Annotated in this window: 15 protein-coding genes and 1 pseudogene; 15 read left to right on the top strand and 1 reads right to left on the bottom strand. The window is 67.8% G+C overall.

Annotated elements, in window-relative coordinates; genetic code table 11:
* Nucleotides 1-104: 104 nt before the first annotated feature.
* From gyrA to ACFJIX_RS18645, 13 genes and pseudogenes are all read left to right on the top strand, one after another.
* Nucleotides 105-2,791 (top strand): annotated as a pseudogene (gyrA, locus tag ACFJIX_RS18705) (DNA gyrase subunit A).
* Between the two features lie 5 nt (nt 2,792-2,796).
* Entirely contained in the window at nt 2,797-3,414 is a 618-nt protein-coding gene (locus ACFJIX_RS18700) for a DUF2059 domain-containing protein (RefSeq protein WP_377153602.1), read from the top strand.
* A 107-nt stretch (nt 3,415-3,521) separates the two neighbouring features.
* On the top strand, nt 3,522-4,649 hold the full coding sequence (gene serC / locus ACFJIX_RS18695) for a 3-phosphoserine/phosphohydroxythreonine transaminase (protein ID WP_377153600.1): 1,128 nt from the start codon (nt 3,522-3,524) through the stop codon (nt 4,647-4,649).
* Nucleotides 4,642-5,802 carry a prephenate dehydratase gene (gene pheA / locus ACFJIX_RS18690; protein ID WP_377153598.1) on the top strand — a complete coding sequence of 387 codons (1,161 nt, stop codon included), beginning with the start codon at nt 4,642-4,644 and terminating at the stop codon, nt 5,800-5,802. The genes serC and pheA overlap by 8 nt, the downstream gene beginning before the upstream one ends.
* 33 nt (nt 5,803-5,835) lie before the next feature.
* Nucleotides 5,836-6,726: a prephenate dehydrogenase gene (locus ACFJIX_RS18685; RefSeq protein WP_377153596.1), complete on the top strand. Its 891-nt coding sequence runs from the start codon at nt 5,836-5,838 to the stop codon at nt 6,724-6,726.
* A gap of 48 nt (nt 6,727-6,774) precedes the next feature.
* On the top strand, nt 6,775-8,796 hold the full coding sequence (locus ACFJIX_RS18680; protein WP_377153594.1) for a bifunctional 3-phosphoshikimate 1-carboxyvinyltransferase/cytidylate kinase: 2,022 nt from the start codon (nt 6,775-6,777) through the stop codon (nt 8,794-8,796).
* Nucleotides 8,797-9,004: 208 nt separating this feature from the next.
* Nucleotides 9,005-10,690 (top strand): 30S ribosomal protein S1, encoded by a 1,686-nt coding sequence (rpsA, locus tag ACFJIX_RS18675; RefSeq protein WP_377161851.1) that lies wholly within the window; start codon nt 9,005-9,007, stop codon nt 10,688-10,690.
* A 173-nt stretch (nt 10,691-10,863) separates the two neighbouring features.
* Nucleotides 10,864-11,178, top strand: coding sequence for an integration host factor subunit beta (locus ACFJIX_RS18670; RefSeq protein ID WP_067282544.1), 315 nt, complete (start codon nt 10,864-10,866; stop codon nt 11,176-11,178).
* A gap of 1,083 nt (nt 11,179-12,261) precedes the next feature.
* Nucleotides 12,262-12,837 (top strand): O-acetyl-ADP-ribose deacetylase, encoded by a 576-nt coding sequence (locus ACFJIX_RS18665; RefSeq protein ID WP_377161849.1) that lies wholly within the window; start codon nt 12,262-12,264, stop codon nt 12,835-12,837.
* A gap of 182 nt (nt 12,838-13,019) precedes the next feature.
* Entirely contained in the window at nt 13,020-13,319 is a 300-nt protein-coding gene (locus ACFJIX_RS18660; RefSeq protein WP_377153591.1) for a lipopolysaccharide assembly LapA domain-containing protein, read from the top strand.
* Complete coding sequence (gene lapB / locus ACFJIX_RS18655; RefSeq protein ID WP_377153589.1) at nt 13,309-14,466, top strand: lipopolysaccharide assembly protein LapB; 1,158 nt, start codon at nt 13,309-13,311, stop codon at nt 14,464-14,466. The genes ACFJIX_RS18660 and lapB overlap by 11 nt, the downstream gene beginning before the upstream one ends.
* A 119-nt stretch (nt 14,467-14,585) precedes the next feature.
* Entirely contained in the window at nt 14,586-15,299 is a 714-nt protein-coding gene (locus ACFJIX_RS18650; protein WP_377161847.1) for a glycosyltransferase, read from the top strand.
* 77 nt (nt 15,300-15,376) lie between these two features.
* A complete protein-coding gene (locus tag ACFJIX_RS18645; protein WP_377153587.1) occupies nt 15,377-16,405 on the top strand; it encodes a glycosyltransferase family 2 protein in 1,029 nt (342 codons plus the stop codon).
* Between the two features lie 58 nt (nt 16,406-16,463).
* On the opposite strand, the gene ACFJIX_RS18640 is transcribed toward ACFJIX_RS18645, so the two are convergent.
* Nucleotides 16,464-17,597, bottom strand: a complete 1,134-nt coding sequence (locus ACFJIX_RS18640) for a glycosyltransferase (RefSeq protein ID WP_377153585.1) — start codon at nt 17,595-17,597, stop codon at nt 16,464-16,466.
* A gap of 187 nt (nt 17,598-17,784) precedes the next feature.
* Here ACFJIX_RS18640 and glf point away from each other — a divergent pair, with 187 nt between their 5' ends.
* Nucleotides 17,785-18,888: a UDP-galactopyranose mutase gene (gene glf, locus ACFJIX_RS18635; protein WP_377153582.1), complete on the top strand. Its 1,104-nt coding sequence runs from the start codon at nt 17,785-17,787 to the stop codon at nt 18,886-18,888.
* A gap of 7 nt (nt 18,889-18,895) precedes the next feature.
* Nucleotides 18,896-19,768 carry a hypothetical protein gene (locus ACFJIX_RS18630; protein WP_377153580.1) on the top strand — a complete coding sequence of 291 codons (873 nt, stop codon included), beginning with the start codon at nt 18,896-18,898 and terminating at the stop codon, nt 19,766-19,768.
* Nucleotides 19,769-19,800 lie beyond the last annotated feature (32 nt).

Here is a 19,800-nt window from a genome sequence, read left to right as displayed (position 1 = left end):
TCCGTTCATGAACCTGTTGCAGAAGCACGACAAGCGGGCGCAATTAGAATCATCGTCTTCCGATCTCTCCAGAGGCCGTGCACTTCCGTGCGCGGCACACGCGCATGACCCAGTTCGCCAAGGAAACCCTGCCGATCAGCCTCGAGGAGGAGATGCGCCGCTCCTACCTCGACTACGCGATGAGCGTGATCGTCGGCCGCGCGCTGCCCGACGCCCGCGACGGCCTCAAACCGGTGCACCGGCGCGTGCTCTTCGCGATGCACGAGCTGAACAACGACTGGAACCGGCCCTACAAGAAGTCGGCCCGTATCGTCGGCGACGTCATCGGTAAGTACCACCCGCACGGCGACAGCGCCGTGTACGACACCATCGTGCGGCTGGCGCAGGACTTCTCGCTGCGCCACATGCTGGTGGACGGCCAGGGCAATTTCGGCTCGATCGACGGCGACAACGCCGCCGCCATGCGATACACCGAAATCCGGCTGTCGAAAATCGCCCATGAAATGCTGGCCGATATCGACAAGGAAACCGTCGATTACGGTCCGAACTACGATGGCAGCGAGAAAGAACCGCTGGTATTGCCGGCCCGCCTGCCGAATCTGCTGATCAACGGTTCGTCCGGTATTGCGGTCGGCATGGCGACGAATATCCCGCCGCACAACCTCAACGAGGCCGTCGACGCCTGCCTGCATGCGCTGAAGAACCCGGACTGCTCGATCGACGAGCTGATGGAGATCATCCCGGCGCCGGACTTCCCGACCTCCGGGATCATCTACGGCCTGAGCGGCGTGCGCGAGGGCTACCGCACCGGCCGCGGCAAGGTGGTGATGCGCGCGAAGGTGCACTTCGAGGACATCGACCGCGGCCAGCGCCAGGCGATCATCGTCGACGAGATCCCCTACCAGGTGAACAAGAAGACCCTGCTCGAGCGCATCGCCGAGCTGGTCCAGGAAAAGAAGATCGAGGGCATCAGCCACATCCAGGACGAGTCCGACAAGGACGGATGCGCGTGGTGATCGAGCTCAAGCGCGGCGAGGTCCCGGAAGTCGTCCTGAACAACCTGTACAAGCAGACGCAGCTGCAGGACAGCTTCGGCATGAACATGGTGGCGCTGATCGACGGTCAGCCCAAGCTGTGCAACCTGAAGGACCTGATCACGGTCTTCCTGGAGCACCGCCGCGAGGTCGTCACCCGCCGCACCGTCTTCGAACTGCGCAAGGCCCGCGAGCGCGGCCACGTGCTGGAAGGCCTGGCCGTCGCGCTGGCCAACATCGACGACTTCATCGAGATCATCAAGCGCAGCCCCAGCCCGCCGGTCGCCAAGACCGAGCTGATGGCCCGCGCCTGGGACTCGTCGCTGGTGCGCGAGATGCTGTCCCGCGCCGAGGGCGAGACCGCCGGCGGCCGCAACGCCTACCGTCCTGAGGGCCTGCCCGCGCAGTACGGCATGCAGGAGGACGGCCTGTACAAGCTGTCCGACGACCAGGCCGGCGAGATCCTGCAGATGCGCCTGCAACGCCTGACCGGGCTGGAGCAGGACAAGATCGTCGGCGAGTACCGCGACGTGATGGCCCAGATCGCCGACCTGCTCGACATCCTGGCCACGCCCGCCCGCGTGACGACGATCATCGGCGACGAGCTGGCCTCGGTCCGCCAGGAATTCGGCCAGACCAAGCTGGGCGCGCGCCGCAGCGTGATCGAGCACAACGCGCAGGAACTCGGCACCGAGGACCTGATCACGCCGACCGACATGGTGGTGACGCTCTCCCACACCGGCTACATCAAGAGCCAGGCGCTGAGCGAGTACCGCGCGCAACGCCGCGGCGGCCGCGGCAAGCAGGCCACCGCCACGAAGGACGACGACTGGATCGACCAGCTCTTCATCGCCAACACGCACGACTGGATGCTGTGCTTCAGCAACCGCGGCCGCGTGTACTGGCTCAAGGTCTGGGAAGTGCCGCAAGGCTCCCGCAACGCGCGCGGCAAGCCGATCGTCAACATGTTCCCGCTGCAGCCGGAAGAGAAGATCAACGTCATCCTGCCGCTGACCGGCGAGTTCCGCACCTTCCCCGAAGACCACTTCATCTTCTTCGCCACCGCGCTGGGCACGGTCAAGAAGACCTCGCTGAAGGACTTCAGCAACCCGCGCAAGGCCGGCATCATCTCCGTCGACCTGGACGAGGGCGACTACCTGATCGGCGCCGCGCTGACCGACGGCCAGCATGACGTGATGCTGTTCTCCGACGGCGGCAAGGCGGTGCGCTTCGACGAGGACGACGTCCGCCCGATGGGCCGTCAGGCCCGCGGCGTGCGCGGCATGATGCTTGAGCCCGACCAGCGCCTGATCGCCATGCTGGTGGCCGAGGACGAGACGCAGAGCGTGCTGACCGCGACCGAGAACGGGTACGGCAAGCGCACCAACATCGCGGAATACACGCGTCATGGCCGCGGCACGAAGGGCATGATCGCGATCCAGCAGAGCGAGCGCAACGGCAAGGTCGTGGCCGCCACGCTGGTCCGCCCCGAGGACGAGATCATGCTGATCACGGACACCGGCGTGCTGGTGCGCACGCGGGTTGCCGAGATCCGCGAACTGGGCCGTGCCACGCAGGGCGTGACCCTGATCTCGTTGGACGAGGGCGCGAAGCTCTCGGGCCTGCAGCGCATCGTGGAAAACGATGCGGTTGAATCGACAGAATCGACCGATGCGGACGCCACCGGCGCCGACGGTTCCGATGCCGGCGACGCCACGGGCGACGCAGGCGACTCCACCCCCGACGTGAAGGAATGACCTTGTTGCTGAAGTCCATCCAAGCCGGCGCCATCGCCGCCTCGCTGCTGGCGAGCCCCGTCGTCTTCGCGCAGAAGGCTGACAGCCCGCAGTCCAAGAAGGACGTCATCGCGAAGGTCCTGGAAATCCAGCGGCCCGCGATCGAGGCGCTGACCATGGGCGTGCTGAGCCGTCCGGTCAATGAACTCGCCGCCAAGGCCGCGCCCGCACTGCGCAACGTGCCGGAAGCCAAGCGCGAAGCCACCGCCAAGCAGATCGACGCCGACCTGCGCAAGTTCCTCGAAGACAACGCCAAGCCGCTGGTCGACAAGGGCATCAAGCTGGCCCCGTCGACGATGGGCGTCGCGCTGGACGAGAAGTTCACCGAGGACGAACTCAAGCAGCTGCTGGCCTGGCTGCAATCCCCGGTGAGCAAGAAATTCGCCGAGTCCTCGCAGGAACTGCAGAGCCTCTACACGAAGAAGCTGATCGACGACAACGGCAAGCAGCTCGACGAGAAGTTCACCGCGCTGCAGCAGAACATCGCCAAGCAGCTCGGCCTGGAAGCCGGTCCGCCGCCCTCGGGCGCGGCCTCGGCACCGAAGCTGAACACCAACAAGCCCGCGACGACACCGAAGAAGTAATCGGGCATCGCCCTCCGACGAGGGGCCCGCCCCTCGTCGGACCGCTCGATCGCATCCCGATCGCGCCGTCATCGCCACTGACATCCGCGTCCTCCCTCCGCGCCTCCATGCAAGCTGTCCGCCCGTTCAACTTCTCCGCCGGTCCCGCCGCCCTCCCTCAAGAGGTCCTGAGCCTGGTCGCCGAGGAGATGCTCGACTGGCACGGCTCCGGCATGAGCGTCATGGAGATGAGCCATCGCGGCCGCGAATTCCTCTCGATCTACGAAGCCGCCGAGGCCGATCTGCGCGAGCTGCTGCAGGTCCCGGCGAACTTCCGCATCCTGTTCATGCAGGGCGGCGGCCTGGGCGAGAACGCCATCCTGCCGCTGAACCTGTCGCGCGGCGGCGCGGTCGACGTCGTCGTCACCGGCTCGTGGTCGAAGAAGAGCGCCGGCGAAGCCAGGCGCTATGCCGACGTGAAGATCGCCGCGAACGCCGCCGAACTGGACGCCGCCGGCGGTCGTTACCTCGATATCCCCGATCCGTCGACCTGGCAACTGCGCAAGGACGCCGCCTACGTCCACGTCTGCACCAACGAGACGATCGACGGCATCGAATTCCAGGCCTTGCCCGACCTCCGCGCGCTGGGCTGCGACGCGCCGCTGGCGATCGACTTCTCGTCGCACGTGGCCTCGCGCCCGGTCGACTGGTCCAAGGTCGGCATCGCCTTCGCCGGCGCGCAGAAGAACATCGGCCCGGCCGGCCTGACGCTGGTCATCGTCCGCGAGGACCTGCTGGGCCATGCGCTGCCGATCTGCCCGTCCGCGTTCGACTACAAGATCGTGGCCGAGGCCGAGTCGATGTACAACACGCCGCCGACCTTCGGCATCTACGTCGCCGGTCTGGTCTTCCAATGGCTCAAGCGCTTCGAGTACGGCGGCAAGACCGGCCTCGCGGCGATCGAGCAGCGCAACATCGACAAGGCCGCCCTGCTCTATCAGGCACTGGACGGCTCTTCGCTGTATGAAAACCGCGTGGCGGCGCGTTGCCGCTCGCGGATGAACGTTCCGTTCTTCCTCCGCGACGAGCGTCTGAACGACGCCTTCCTGGCCGGCGCCAGGGAACGCGGACTGCTGCAACTCAAAGGCCACAAGTCGGTGGGCGGCATGCGGGCATCGATCTACAACGCGATGCCGCTGGAGGGCGTTCAAGCCCTGGTAAGCCACCTCAAGGATTTCGAGACCCGACATGGCTGACACGCCGACCCCTTCCACGCCGCCTGAGCCGCTCGAGCCGGCCGGCCCCCCCGTGCCTCCGGCGCCGGTGGCCGACCCGGAACTGCTCGCGCTGCGCGACCAGATCGACGCGCTCGACTCGCAGCTGCTGACGCTGCTGAACCAGCGCGCCCATGTCGCCGAACAGGTCGGCGAGATCAAGCGCCGCGACGGCACGCCCTTCTTCCGCCCCGACCGCGTCGCGCAGGTCATCGCCAAGATCAGGGGCGCCAATCCCGGCCCGCTCAAGGGCGAGCACGTCGCCGCGATCTGGCGCGAGATCATGTCCGCCTGCCTGGCGCTGGAGTCGCCGCAGCGCGTCGCCGTGCTGGGGCCGTTCGGCACCTTCTGCGAGCAGGCCGCGATCGAGTACTTCGGCGGCGCCGCCGACCTCATCTACTGCAACAGCTTCGACGAGGTCTTCCACGCGACCGCCTCCGGCAGCGCGCAGTACGGCGTCGTCGGCGTCGAGAACATGACCGAGGGCGTGGTGACGCGCTCGCTCGACCTGTTCCTGCACACGCCCACGCACGTGGTCGGCGAGGTCAGCCTGCTGATCCGCCACAACCTGCTGCGCAAGGAGAACACGCTGCAGGGCGTGGAAGCCGTGCTGGCCCACCCCCAGGCGCTGGCGCAGTGCCAGAACTGGCTGTCCAAGCACCTGCCCAACGCCGAGCGCCGCGCCGTCTCCAGCAACGCCGAAGGCGCCCGCCTGGCCGCCGAAAACCCGGCCTACGCCGCGATCGCCAGCGAGCGCGCGGCGACGCTCTTCGGCCTGCACATCACCGCGCACGCGGTGCAGGACGAGGCGTACAACCGGACCCGTTTCGCCGTGATCTGCCTGCCGCAGACCATGGCCACCCCCCCGGCCACGGGGCGGGACTGCACCAGCCTCATCGTCTCCGTGGCGAACCGCCCCGGCGCGATGCATGATCTGCTGGTTCCTTTGAAGAAGCATGGCGTGTCGATGACACGCCTGGAATCGCGCCCGGCCCGCACCGGTCAGTGGGAGTACTACTTCTACATCGACCTGGACGGTCATCCGTCGCAGCCGCATGTCGCGGCCGCACTGGCGGAGTTGCGGGAGCTGTGCGCGTTCTACAAGGTCATCGGCGCCTACCCGCTGAAGTCCTGACGCTGACGCCCTGAGCGAAAGAGGTTTCTCGCGATGTACAACCAACTCGGCGTGATCGGTTGCGGCCTGATGGGCGGATCGTTTGCGCTGGCCATGAAGAAAGCCGGCCTCGTGCGCCGCGTGGTCGGCTACAGCAAGAGCCCGTCCACGACCGAGACCGCCCGTCGCATGGGCGTGATCGACATCGCCGCGGAATCGGCGCTGCTGGCCGTGTCCGGCTCGGACATCGTGCTGATCGCCGTGCCGGTGGCGGCCACCGAGTCGACGCTCAAGGCGATCCGCCATCTGGTGCGCGCCGATGTGCTGCTGATGGACGTGGGCTCGACCAAGAGCGACGTGGTCGACGCGGCCAAGCGCGCGCTGGGCAAGCAGTTCTCCAGCTTCGTGCCCGCGCACCCGATCGCCGGCAAGGAGAGCGCCGGCGTGCAGCATGCCGACGCGGCGCTGTACCAGGGTCGCCAGGTCATCCTGACGCCGCTGGAACAGACCAAGCCGGAGATGGTGCAGAAGGCGACGGACCTCTGGTCGGCGCTGGGCTGCCAGGTGCTCAAGATGGCGCCGCACCACCACGACGAGGCTTTCGCCGCGGTCAGCCACCTGCCGCACCTGCTGGCCTACGCGTACTTCAGCTCGGTGCAGAAGCAGCCGTCGGGCCGCGACTTCCTCAGCCTGGCCGGCTCCGGCTTCCGCGACTTCACCCGCATCGCCGCCAGCGATCCGACCATCTGGCGCGACATCCTGATGGCCAACAAGCAGGACCTGCTGACGCAGTCGCAACGCTTCCGCGAAGTGCTGGACCAGATGGAACAGGCCATCCGCGAGGGCGATCCCCACGCGCTGGAGGCGATGATCCGCCAGGCCTCCGAGGGTCGCGCGCAGTGGCAGCTCGGCGCACCCGCGCCGTCCTCGTCGAAGTCCAAGTAAACCTCCTTCTCCTCTCCGCCGGCACGTCGCGCGTGCCGCGACAGCGCCATGTACAAGATCCCCTTCCTGGACCTGCCCCCGCTGCGCGGTGCCGCGGGCACCGTGTCGCTGCCCGGCTCCAAGAGCATCTCGAACCGCGTGCTGCTGCTGGCCGGCCTGTCCGACGGCGTGACGCGCGTCCACGATCTGCTGGATTCGGACGACACGAAGGTCATGCTCGCCGCGTTGCGCGAGCTCGGCTGCCGGCTCGAGACCGGCGCCGACGGCGTGCTGTCGGTGACCGGCATCGGCGGGACGCTGCGCACGAAGGAGGCCAAGCTCTTCCTCGGCAACGCCGGCACCGCCATGCGACCGCTGACGGCGGCGCTGGCGCTGCTGGCCGCGACGCAGGGCGGCACGTTCGAGCTCTCCGGCGTGCCCCGCATGCATGAGCGTCCGATCGGCGACCTCGTCGATGCGCTGCGCGCCTTGGGCTGCCCGATCGACTGCCTTGGCCAGGAAGGGTATCCGCCGCTGCGCCTGAACGGCCCGGCCACGCTGACGCTCGACGCGCCGGTGCGCGTGCGCGGCGACGTGTCCAGCCAGTTCCTCACCGCCCTGCTGCTGGCGCTGCCGCTCGTGGCCGCGAACGACGTCGTCATCGAGGTCACCGGCGAGCTGATCTCCAAGCCCTACGTCCACATCACGCTTGAACTGCTGGCGCGCTTCGGCGTGCAGGTCCGCCGTGACGAGGACTGGCAGCGCTTCGTCATTCCCGCCGGCAGCCGCTACCGCTCACCGGGCGAAGTGCACGTCGAGGGTGACGCGTCCTCGGCGTCCTACTTCGTCGCGCTCGGCGCGATCGCGGCGACCGATGCGCCGCTGCGCATCGAGGGCGTCGGCTCCACCTCGGTACAAGGCGACGTCCGCTTCGTCGAGGCCGCCCAGGCGATGGGCGCGCGCGTCGAGATCGGTCCGAACTGGCTCGAGGTCCGTCGCGGCGCCTGGCCGCCGAAGGCCCTGGACCTCGACTGCAACCACATCCCCGACGCCGCGATGACGCTGGCCGTGATGGCGCTCTACGCCGACGGCCCGACGACGCTGCGCAACATCGCTTCCTGGCGCGTCAAGGAGACGGACCGCATCGCCGCGATGGTCGCCGAACTGGGCAAGCTCGGCGCGCAGGTGGAGGAAGGTCCCGACTGGTTGCGGGTCCACCCGTTGAAGGCCTGGAAGCCGGCGGCCATCCACACCTACGACGATCACCGCGTGGCGATGTGTTTCTCGCTGGCCGCGTTCAACGGGCTGCAGGATGATCGACAGGGCGCGGCCGTGCCGGTTCGCATCCTCGATCCGCAATGCGTCGCCAAGACCTTCCCGGACTACTTCGAGACGCTGTTCGGCGTCGTCCGCGCGAACGTCGAGGACATCCCCGTCATCACCATCGACGGTCCGACCGCCTCCGGCAAGGGCACGCTGACGGACGAGGTCGCCCAGGCCCTGGGCTACGACGTGCTCGACTCGGGCGCGCTGTACCGGGTGACCGGATTGGCGGCGTCGCGCAGGGGCATCTCGCTGGACGACGGCGAGGCCGTGGCGGCCATCGTCCCGACGCTGGACCTGAAGTTCGAATCCGGCCGCGTGCTGCTCGACGACGAGGACGTCTCCGGCGATCTGCGCCAGGAGGCGACCGGCCTGATGGCGTCGCAGGTCGGCGCCCACCCGGCGGTGCGCCGCGCGCTGCATCAGTTGCAACTCGACTTCCGCCGCCTGCCCGGGCTGGTTGCCGACGGACGCGACATGGGCACCGCGATCTTCCCCGCCGCGGCGTTGAAAGTCTTCCTGACCGCGAGTGCGGCCACGCGGGCCGAGCGGCGCTACAAGCAATTGATTTCCAAGGGCATTTCGGCTAATATCGAAAGCTTGCGCGCTGATCTTGAAGCGCGGGACGCACGCGACAAGGGTCGCAGCGCCTCCCCGCTGCAGGCCGCCGCGGACGCGATCGAACTGGACAACTCGCAGCAGACCATCGGGGAATCCCGTGATCTGGTGCTGAGCTGGTGGAACGAACGGCGTCCGTTCAAGGCCTGACCCTCACCGGCAGGGTCGAGCGCAATCAGGAGCGTCACCCCTCCCTCCGGACGTCAGTCCACTGGGGGTGATGCGTTCTACAACCTAACCCGCAAGTCCGCTTGCAACACACGCCCACGCACCTCTCGGATCAGGCTGCCTGAGTCACTTGTCAGTGCTCAAGCCGCCGGACGCTCTGTGCCTGGCAAGGAAATCTCACATGTCCCAAATGGAATCTTTCGCCGCCCTGTTCGAGGAATCGCTGCAGAAGGCCAACATGCGCACCGGCGAGGTCATCTCGGCCGAAGTGGTCCGCATCGAGCACAACTTCGTGGTGGTGAATGCCGGCCTGAAGTCTGAAGCCTACGTGCCGGTCGAAGAATTCAAGAACGACCAGGGCGAAGTCGAAGTCCAAGTCGGCGATTTCATCTCGGTGGCGATCGACGCCATCGAAAACGGCTACGGCGACACCATCCTGTCGCGCGACAAGGCCAAGCGTCTGGCCTCGTGGCTGTCGCTGGAGAACGCGCTGGAATCCGGCGAGTTCGTGACCGGCACCGTCTCCGGCAAGGTCAAGGGCGGCCTGACCGTCCTGGTCAACGGCATCCGCGCCTTCCTGCCCGGTTCGCTGCTCGACACCCGCCCGGTGAAGGACATGAGCCCGTTCGAGGGCAAGACCATGGAGTTCAAGGTCATCAAGCTGGACCGCAAGCGCAACAACGTTGTGCTGTCGCGTCGCGCGGTGGTCGAGGCTTCGATGGGTGAAGAGCGCGCCAAGCTGCTCGAGACGCTGACCGAAGGCGCCATCGTCAATGGCGTGGTCAAGAACATCACCGAATACGGTGCGTTCGTGGACCTGGGCGGCATCGACGGCCTGCTGCACATCACCGACATGGCCTGGCGCCGTGTCCGTCACCCGAGCGAAGTGGTGACGGTCGGTCAGGAACTGACCGCCAAGGTCCTGAAGTTCGACGCCGAGAAGAACCGCGTCTCGCTGGGTCTGAAGCAGCTGGGCGACGATCCGTGGTTCGGCGTGTCGCGCCGCTACCCGGCCAACACCCGCCTGTTCGGCAAGGTCACGAACATCGCCGACTACGGCGCGTTCGTCGAGATCGAACCCGGCATCGAAGGCCTGGTGCACGTCTCCGAAATGGACTGGACCAACAAGAACGTGGCGCCCTCCAAGGTCGTCTCGCTGGGCGACGAAGTGGAAGTCATGGTCCTGGAGATCGACGAAGACAAGCGTCGCATCTCGCTGGGCATGAAGCAGTGCCGCGCCAACCCGTGGGAAGAGTTCGCCGAGAACGTCAAGCGCGGCGACCGCGTCAAGGGCCCGATCAAGTCGATCACCGACTTCGGCGTGTTCGTGGGCCTGGCCCAGGGCATCGACGGCCTGGTGCACCTGTCCGACCTGTCGTGGAACGAGCCGGGTGAAACCGCCGTCCGCAACTACAAGAAGGGCCAGGAAGTCGACGCCATCGTTCTGGCCGTGGACGTCGAGCGTGAGCGCATCTCGCTGGGCATCAAGCAGCTGGACGGCGACCCGTTCACGACCTTCGTCTCGGTCAACGACCGCGGCATGATCGTGACCGGCAAGGTCAAGACCGTCGACGCCCGTGGCGCCGAGATCGACCTGGGCGAGGAAGTCACCGGCTACCTGCGTGCTTCGGAAATCGGCCGCGACCGCGTGGAAGATGCCCGCAACGTGCTGAAGGAAGGCGACGAAGTCTCCGCCGTGATCGTCAACGTCGACCGCAAGTCGCGCAGCATCCAGCTGTCGATCAAGGCCAAGGACAGCGCCGACGAACAGCAAGCCATGCAGCGTCTGTCGCAGAACAACGAGCGTGAGAACGCCGGCACGACCAGCCTGGGCGCCCTGCTGCGCGCCAAGCTGGACAACCAGAACAACGGCTGATCTTCTTGAACGCCGGGCGTGGCGCGCAAGCGTCGCGCCCGGTCTCAAGAGAATCCCTTGTTCTGGCTGGAGGCGGGCTGAGTTAGCCTGTTTCCCAGACGCCAAATCGACGCACAAGCGCTTCGACAGGCTCGCTCCGCAGCGAGCCTGTTTTTCTTCAGATGCCGACGACCATGACCCGATCCGACCTGGTGGCCCACTTGTCCGAGCGCTTCGGCCAGCTCACGCAACGAGACACCGAGTTCGCGGTCAAGACCATCCTGGACGCGATGTCCGACGCGCTGGCCCGCGGCCACCGCATCGAGATCCGCGGATTCGGGAGCTTCTCGATCAACCGCCGTCCGCCGCGCATGGGTCGCAATCCACGCAGCGGCGAGCAGGTGCTGATCCCCGAGAAGCTGGTGCCTCACTTCAAGCCGGGCAAGGCCCTGCGCGAAGCCGTCGACGCGCAACTGCCCGTCACGGACGACGACCAGCAGGCCGCCTGAGCACCTCACCGCTCGAACAGAAGCGCCGCGTTCCGCGGCGCTTTTTTTTCGAACGATGCACCGGCAGGCGCCCACTGATTTGCATCATCCAACCTCCAGTGCCGGACTCGTCGGCCCGGGCTCATGCTGCAACTCCTGAAGACGGTCTTCGACTCGCCCCCGAGCGCCTCCAACACTGCCGATTTCCTGAAGAAATCGCAGCCGCTTCACCGCGACCTCGAGCGACATCGGGAGGTCGGCGAGGCGCTGTACCGCGAACTCGACCACCTGCAGTTCCAAGGAACGAGGGAGCGCCAGGTCACACCGGGGGGCCATGACGCCACGGCGCCGCCGGTGTGCGAGTCGACGCTGCTGAAGCCGGACTTCGAGATGCCCGGAGGGTGCATCCATCTTCATGCCAATCTGCTGCCGGCGGACCGCCTCATCCTCATGAGACCCCCCGGGTTCGCGGAGGCCGTGGCCTGGGCCGACGCCTGCATCAGCAACCGGGTTTCCTGCCTGGTCGACCTGGACGCGCCAGAGAAGCGGCAGGGGCATTGCATGAATCGCGGCACAACCACGTGGGGCGCGGCTCGTTATCGTGTGGATTTCGAGCGGGCAGCCAACGCGAATCCGACCTCGGGAAGCCACGCGGAGGCGAACTTCGAGGTGTCGTTGCTGCGCGCCGGTCAGGACGCCAACACGGCGCGCACGCAGCGGGTTCGACGACTGCAGGCGGCGCCCATGGATCCCCATGACCCCCTCACCCCCCAGCGGATGCTGGATCTCGTGAAGGCGATTGATGATGAAGCTCAGGGCGACGGCGAGGCCGTCGCTTTCCAGTGCGCGGACGATCACGCCTCCGCCCTGATGGCCGTGGCCTTGTCTGCCTACCGCCGTCTGAAGCGGGGGGATGAACCCAGCATCGACGATCTCAACGACTTTGTTTTCAACAAGTGCGCGGAGGTGCGGGCCTACCGCAACGTCGACATTTTCGAATCGCTTCACCTCACGACGCTGGTTGCGTTCAACCATCTCGCACTGGCGCAGACAAGGCGGGGCCCACCGACAGCCGCCCGGCGCGCGTCCGGCGACGCCTCTGCGCTGCGCGAGGATCCGGCCTCGGCGAGCGCGGTCAGTGGCGAAGTCTCGCAGACACCGGCGCAGACCAAGCTTCAGGCCATTCGCGCGGACATCACCACACTGTCGGTCGATGCCATCGTCAATGCCGCCAAGCCCTCTTTGCTGGGCGGAGGGGGTGTCGATCGCGCCATCCACCAGGCAGCTGGAAAGGATCTGCTCAAAGCCTGCAAGCCGCTGGGCGGCTGCGACACCGGCGACGCCAAGGTCACCCGCGCCTTCCTCCTTCCGGCGCTGTATGTCGTGCACACCGTGGGACCGAAATGGCAGAACGGCCACCGTGACGAGGCCAGTCTGCTCGCCAGTTGCTACCGCCGCTCCCTGGAAGAGGCGTCCAGGAAAGGCGCTCGCAGCGTGGCCTTCCCGTGCATCAGCACAGGCTCGTACGGATTCCCTGCGCCGGAAGCCGCCCAGATCGCGGTGCGCACGGTGACCGACTTCCTGACCAGATCCACGTCGATCAAGGAGGTGATCTTCTGCTGCTCCTCCGACAGGCATCTCGAACTCTACTTGCAGGAACTGGACAAGCTGCCAGCGTGACCTTGCAGGCCGGCCCGTCGATGACCCGTCAGGCACGCGCGGCACGGAGATTTCAAGCGCCGCCTGATCCAGGCCCCGGTTAGGAACGCTCGGTCGATCGATCGTTGGCCGAATGTATGCAGGGGTTAACTCGCCCTGCCATCGGTCATGGCGTACTCCGCACGCGCCTAGAATCGCCCCCCATGCGAATCCTGGTCTGGCTCTTCCGAGCATTCCTGTTCTTCTGTCTCTTCGCCTTCGCGCTGAACAACAGCCAGGAGGTCGTCGTGCACTGGTTCTTCGGCCAGTCCTGGCGCGCTCCGCTGGTGATCGTGGTGCTGCTCACCTTCGGGATGGGCTGCGCCTTCGGCGTGCTGGCGATGGTCCCGGCCTGGTGGCGCCACAAGCGCGCCGCCGCGCGATCGCTCCCTCCGGCGGACGACCTGCCGCCCCCTTCGGCGACCGCGACCGCCAACGACCCCAAGATCCCCGATGGAATTTGATCTCAGCTGGCTGCTGATCGGCGTGCCCCTGGTCTTCGGACTGGGCTGGCTCGCGTCCAAGCTGGACGCACGCCAATGGAAGCGCGAACAGCGCGACGCCCCGCGCGCCTACTTCAAAGGCCTGAACCTGCTGCTGAACGAGCAGCAGGACAAGGCCATCGACGCCTTCATCGAAGCGGTGCAGGCCGACCCCGACACCTCCGAGCTGCACTTCGCGCTGGGCAACCTGTTCCGCCGCCGCGGCGAATACGAGCGCGCCGTGCGCGTGCACCAGCATCTGCTGTCGCGCGGCGACCTGCCGAAGTCCGAGCGCGATCGCGCGCAGTACGCGCTGGCGCAGGATTTCTTCAAGGCCGGGCTGTTCGACCGCGCGGAGTCCGCCTACGAGGCGCTCAAGGGCACGGCCTTCGACCACGAGGCCGCGCTGGCGCTCCTGTCGCTGTACGAGCGCTCGCGCGAGTGGGCGAAGGCGGCCGAAGTCTCCGAGCAGCTCGAGGCGGCCGGCACCGGCAGCTTCGCGAGCCGCATCGCCAACTACTGGTGCGAACTGGCGCTGGAAGCCCAGGCCCGTCAGGACGAGCCGCAGGCGCGCCGCTGGCTGGACCAGGCCCGCGAACGTGCGCCGCAATCGGCGCGGGCCTATGTGCTGCTCGGCCAGATGCTGGCACGCCAGGGCGACCAGGCCGGTGCGATGGGCCTCTACGGCGATCTGCTGCGAGCCAACCCCGACGCCTTCAACCTCGTCGCGCGCGACTACGCGCAGGCCGCTCAGGCCACCGGCACGGCGCCCCAGGCGCTGGCGCTGATCGAGGCCCAGTACCGCCGCCATCCGAGCATGGCGCTGCTGCAGGCCATCGCGCTGCTGGAGCCCGCGCCCGACGCGCAGCGCCGCCGCCTGACCGAGCACCTGCGCGTCGAGCCGGCCCTGTCGGCTGCGACGCAGCTGCTGCAGCAGAGCCAGACGCGCCAGCAGCCGCTCAACGACGACGAGGCCCAACTGGTCGGCACCGCGCTGCAACGCGCCGTGCGGCCGCTGCAGCGCTACCGCTGCGCCGCGTGCGGCTTCGAGTCGCAGCACTATTTCTGGCAATGCCCGGGCTGCCTCAGCTGGGACAGTTATCCGCCCCGCCACGTCGAAGAGCTCTGACACCGATGACCACCCCGATGAGCTCCGCTCCGGCCCCGGCCGCCCACACGCCGGCCACTGCACCGGCCGGCACCCCGGCAACACCTGTCCCCGCGTCCGGCGACCGCGTCATCCTGTGCATGAAGTGGGGCACGAAGTACGGCCCCGAGTACGTCAACCGCCTGTACGCGATGGTGCGCCGGCACCTGCGCGGCGACTTCCGCTTCGTCTGCCTGACCGACCGCGGCGAAGGCGTGCGTGCCGAGGTCGAATGCCTGCCGATCCCGCCGCTGGACCTGCCGCCCGGCAGCCCGGAGCGCGGCTGGACCAAGCTGACGACCTTCAGCGACGACCTCGTGCAGAAGTACGGCCTGCGCGGCACGGCCCTGTTCCTCGACCTGGACGTGGTGATCGTCGACGACATCACACCCTTCTTCGAGGAGCCCGGCGAGTTCCTCATCATCCATGACTGGAAGCGCCCCTGGCGCATCACGGGCAACTCCTCGGTCTACCGCTTCACGCTGGGCGCGCACCCGGAGGTGCTGGTCAAGTTCCGGCGCGAGTTCGACGCGGTCCGCCGGCAGTTCCGCAACGAGCAGGCCTACCTGTCCGACGAGATGCATCGCAAGGGCCTGCTGAAGTACTGGGACGACCGCTGGTGCGCGAGCTTCAAGTACCACAGCATCCCGCGCTGGCCGATGAACTACTTCCAGGCGCCCTTCATCCCCGACGGCGCGCGGATCCTGATCTTCCACGGCGTCATGAACCCGCCCGATGCACTGGCCGGCCGCAGCAACGGCAACTGGCGCCGTCCGAAACCTGCGCCGTGGATCGCCGATCACTGGCACGAGTGAGCCACGCACCATGAACGGCCCCCTTCCGTCCACACCGTCACCCGACCGGCAGGCCCAGGACACTGCGAGCCCGGTCGGTGGGGGCGACGCCCTGGCTGTCCGTGCTCATTCCCGTGCACAACGTCAAGGACTACCTGCGCGAGTGCCTGGACTCCGTCCTCTCGCAGGCGGATGCCGGCGTCGAGGTGCTGATGGTGGACGACTGCTCCACCGACGGGTCCGACGAGCTCGTGCGCACGCTGGTCGCGGCGCACGCCGACGGCCCGGTGCGCGTGCGGGGCCTTTTCCACGGGCAGAACCAGGGACTCTCCGGCGCACGCAACACCATGCTGCAGGAGGCCCGCGGCGAGTACGTGTGGTTCCTCGACTCCGACGACTACCTGATGCCGGGCGCGATCCCGCGGCTGAGACAGGTGGTCCAGGGGCACGCGCCGGCGCTGGTGCTGTGCGACTTCTTCATGTTGCGCGAGCGGATGAAGCTCAAGCACCGCCTGCGCGGCGAACTGCATCGGCGCACCTTCGCCGGTCCGGAACGCCAGCTGCTGCGCGATCCGTCGCTGCTGATCCGTGGCCTGTTCGAGGCGGGCCAGATGCACAGCTGGTCCAAGATCGCACGGCGCAGCGTCTGGGGCGAACAGGTGCGCTTCCCGGTCGGCCGCTACTTCGAGGACATGGCGACCACGCCCTTGCTGGCGCTGCTCGCCGAGAGCTCGTGGTACGAGCCGGAAGTGTGGGTGGCCTACCGCCAGCGGGCCGGTTCCATCCTGAGCACGCCCAACATGACCAAGGCGGAGCACCTGGCCCATGCGCTCGCGAACCTGCGCGACGCGGCGCTCGGAGCGCCGCTGGACGATGCGGCGCGTTTCGCCTGGGCGCACTTCGCGGCGCGCAACTTCATCGGCGCCTCGCGCATGGCCGACAAGGCGCAACCCGAAGGTTGTGCGGGGATGGTGGCGATGTTCCGCCAGGCCTTCGAGGAAGCATCGCCGATCCCGCTGCGCGAACTGGATCGCGCCTACAAGCGCCGGGGCTGGTTCATCCGTGCGATGCGCCTGCGCTACTGGCTGCGTCGCGCCGAGGACCAGCGCAGCGCCGCCACGGCCTGAGGCGGGCGATCACGCCACCGCGTGGCCGGACGAAACCGGCCTACGCCGCCCTTCCACCTCAGAGCGCCAGCAGCATGTCCTCGTAGCGCCGCATCATGAGGTCGACGCCGTGCTCCTCGATTGCCCGCGCACGCGCCGCGGCGCCGAGCCGTCCGGCCAGCGGCGGATCGCGCAGCAGCCGCTCCAGCGCGTCGGCCAGCGCCGCCGGATCCGCCTCCGGCACGAGCAGGCCGGTGCGCCCGTCCTCGATCACGCCTTCGACGCCGGGCACCAGCGACGCCACGCAGGCGCAGCCCGCCGCCATCGCCTCCAGCAGGGCCAGCGGCATCCCTTCCCAATGCGTCGACAGCACGAAGATCTGCTGACTCATCAGCAGGCCCGGAATGTCGCCGTGATGCCCCAGGAAGCGCACCTGGTCGCCCAAGCCGAGTTGCCGGGTCAGGCGCTCGGTGGCGCGCCGGTAGGCCTCCTTGCCGCCGCCGGCCAGGTGCAGCACCGGCCGCAGGCCGCGCTCGCGCAGCAACGCCAGCGCGCGGATCAGCGTCTGCGGATCCTTCTGTCGCGCAAAGCGCGCCGACATCACGATGCCGGGCTCGCGGCGCTCGGCCGGACGGCCGTCGGCGGCGGCGAAGCGATCGAGCCGGATGCCGTTCGGAATCGCCGTGGTCTTCTCTTCCGGCATGCCCAGGTCGACCAGGCGTCTTCGAACGCCCTCCGACACGCCGACCAGCCGCGCGCTGACCTCGCTCAGCCGACGCGCCTGCGCGCGCTTGCAGCGCGTGTAGCGCTCACGCGAGTTGTGCTCGACCTGCACCAGCACCGGCACGCCGGCCAGGCGCCCGGCGCGACGGCCCAGCAGGTGTTCGGGAAAGCCATGCGCCATCAGCACGTCGGGGTGCAACTGCTCGCAGAGGCGGCGCAGCGCCCAGATCGTCGCCAGGTGCGCCCAGCCGGGCACGACGTACACGGGCAGGCCCTGCTCGCGCAGCGCCTGGATGCGGGCCAGCTTGGTGGCGTTCTCGGTGCGCATCTTGCGGCGCAGGACCAGGATGGGCGCGATGCGCTCGCTCTTCAGCTGCGCCAGGCACAGATCGACCGCCACCTGCGTGGCGCCGGAGAAGCCGCCGGTCACGAAGTGCAGCACGCGGCGGCGCTCGGGCGCCGCCGGGCCGCTCGGGGAAATCTCAGACATCGCGGCAGTGTATGCGGGGCACGTTCGGTTACCGGCGAGGAACGCCGCGGGCACGACGGCTGCCGAAGACGGTCGACTGGGCGCTGAGAAGCCCCGCTAAAGCTGGGTTGTTCCGGAGGATCGCGGCCGCAGCGGAGATCACAATCCGAACGAATTGAATGCAGGAGACAGCCCACCGGGCTCGACCATGAAGACTGATTACCTGATCGTCGGCGCCGGCTTTGCCGGCTCGGTCTGCGCGCGCGTGCTGGCGGATGCCGGCAAGACCGTCCACCTGATCGACAAGCGCCCCCACATCGGCGGCAACGCCTACGACGAGCGCGACGCCCACGGCGTGCTGATCCATCCGTACGGGCCGCACATCTTCCACACGAACGCGAAGAAGGTCTTCGAGTTCCTGTCCCGCTTCACCACCTGGCGTTTTTACGAGCATCGCGTGCTGGCCAAGGTCGGCGAGCAACTGGTGCCCATCCCCATCAACCGCACGACGATCAACACGCTCTACGGCCTGTCGTTGACGGAGGACGAGGTGCAGGGCTACCTCGAGACGGTGCGCGAGCCGCGCGACCCGATCCAGACCAGCGAGGACGTGGTGCTGAACAGTGTCGGCCGCGACCTGTGCGACAAGTTCTTCCGCGGCTACACGCGCAAGCAATGGGGACTGGACCTGTCGCAGCTGTCGGCCGGCGTCGCGGCGCGCATCCCGACGCGCAGCAACGACGACGACCGCTACTTCAGCGACACCTTCCAGTTCATGCCGGCGGACGGCTACACGGCGATGTTCGAGCGGCTGCTCGACCATCCAGGCATCACCGTCCGCACCGGCGTCGATTTCCAGGAGGTCCGCGGCGATTTCCCCGGCGTGCACATCATCTACACCGGCCCGATCGACGCCTACTTCGGCCACTGCCACGGCGCCCTGCCCTACCGCAGCCTGCGCTTCGACCACGAGCACCTGCCGACGACCGCGCAGGTCCAGCAGGTGGGCACGGTCAACTACCCGAACGACCATGAGTACACCCGCATCACCGAGTTCAAGCACCTGACCGGCGAGACGCATGCGGGCACGTCCATCGTGCGCGAGTACCCGCAGGCCGAGGGCGATCCGTACTACCCGGTGCCACGGCCCGAGAACGAGGCGCTCTTCAAGAAGTACGCCGAGATGGGCGAGCAGGCCCAGGGCGTCACCTTCGTCGGCCGGCTGGCGCAATACCGCTACTACAACATGGACCAGATCGTGGCCGCCGCGCTGAAGACGGCCCAGGACCTGCTGGAGACGCCGCCAACATAATGGCGGGATGAGCGTTTATTCCGAAGACCGGACGCCGCCCGCGATCCGGCGACCCGTCGTGCTGGTGTCCTGGGACGGCACGAGCGAACCGCTGAGCCTGGTCCACCTGGACGCCTCGCCCGAGTTCGACTGGATCCTGTTCGACTACACCGGCCGGCAAGCCGCCGGTGCGCGCCTGCTGCGCGGTCAGCCGACGACCGTGCTCGCGGCGAAGACCGAGTGCAAGGGCGAGATCTTCAAGCACCTGTCCGATCACCTCGCCGCCACGGCGGCGGATGCCGGCGCCGGTCCCTGGCCGGAGTACGTCGGCGTGATCGACGACGACATCCTGCTGTCGGTCAGCCAGCTCAACACCGCGCTGCACCTGGGGCGCGTCGAGCGCCTGGACGTGTTCTCGCCCTCGTTGAGCCACGACAGCCCGTACTCCCACCAGTGGATGCGGCACCAGCCCAACCGCATCTACCGCGAGGTGGACTGGGTCGAGGTGATGATGCCCTTCTACCGCGGCGACCTGTTCATGGCGGCGCGCGCGTACTACCAGGACAACGTCTCGTCCTGGGGGCTGGACCGCTTCCTGATCCCGACGCTGCAACAGCTGCGCGGCCAGACCCGCACGGCGCTGCTGGACGCGGTGATGGCCAGTCACCGCCGCCCGGTGACCAGCGGCGGCAAGGTCTATCGCAACGGCCGCACCGCGTGGCAGGAACGCCAGATCCTGCGCCAGGCCAGCATGGACCTGATTGCCCGGGAAGCGCCCGGGCTGGTGAACGGCGCGTGGTACCGCCGCACGTTCGTCGAGCGGGAAACGCCCAACAAGTGGATCCGCTGGAAGCGGCGCGCCGCGCGCGTCGTGACGGCCTGGCTCGACGAATCGAGCTGAGCCGCGACTCCGGCACAATCGCCGCTTCCTCC

The organism is Roseateles sp. UC29_93 (genome assembly GCF_042695725.1).
Taxonomy (GTDB): domain Bacteria; phylum Pseudomonadota; class Gammaproteobacteria; order Burkholderiales; family Burkholderiaceae_C; genus Roseateles; species Roseateles noduli_A.
The sequence above is the reverse complement of the archived record's forward strand: the minus strand, read 5'-3'. Positions and strand labels throughout refer to the sequence as shown.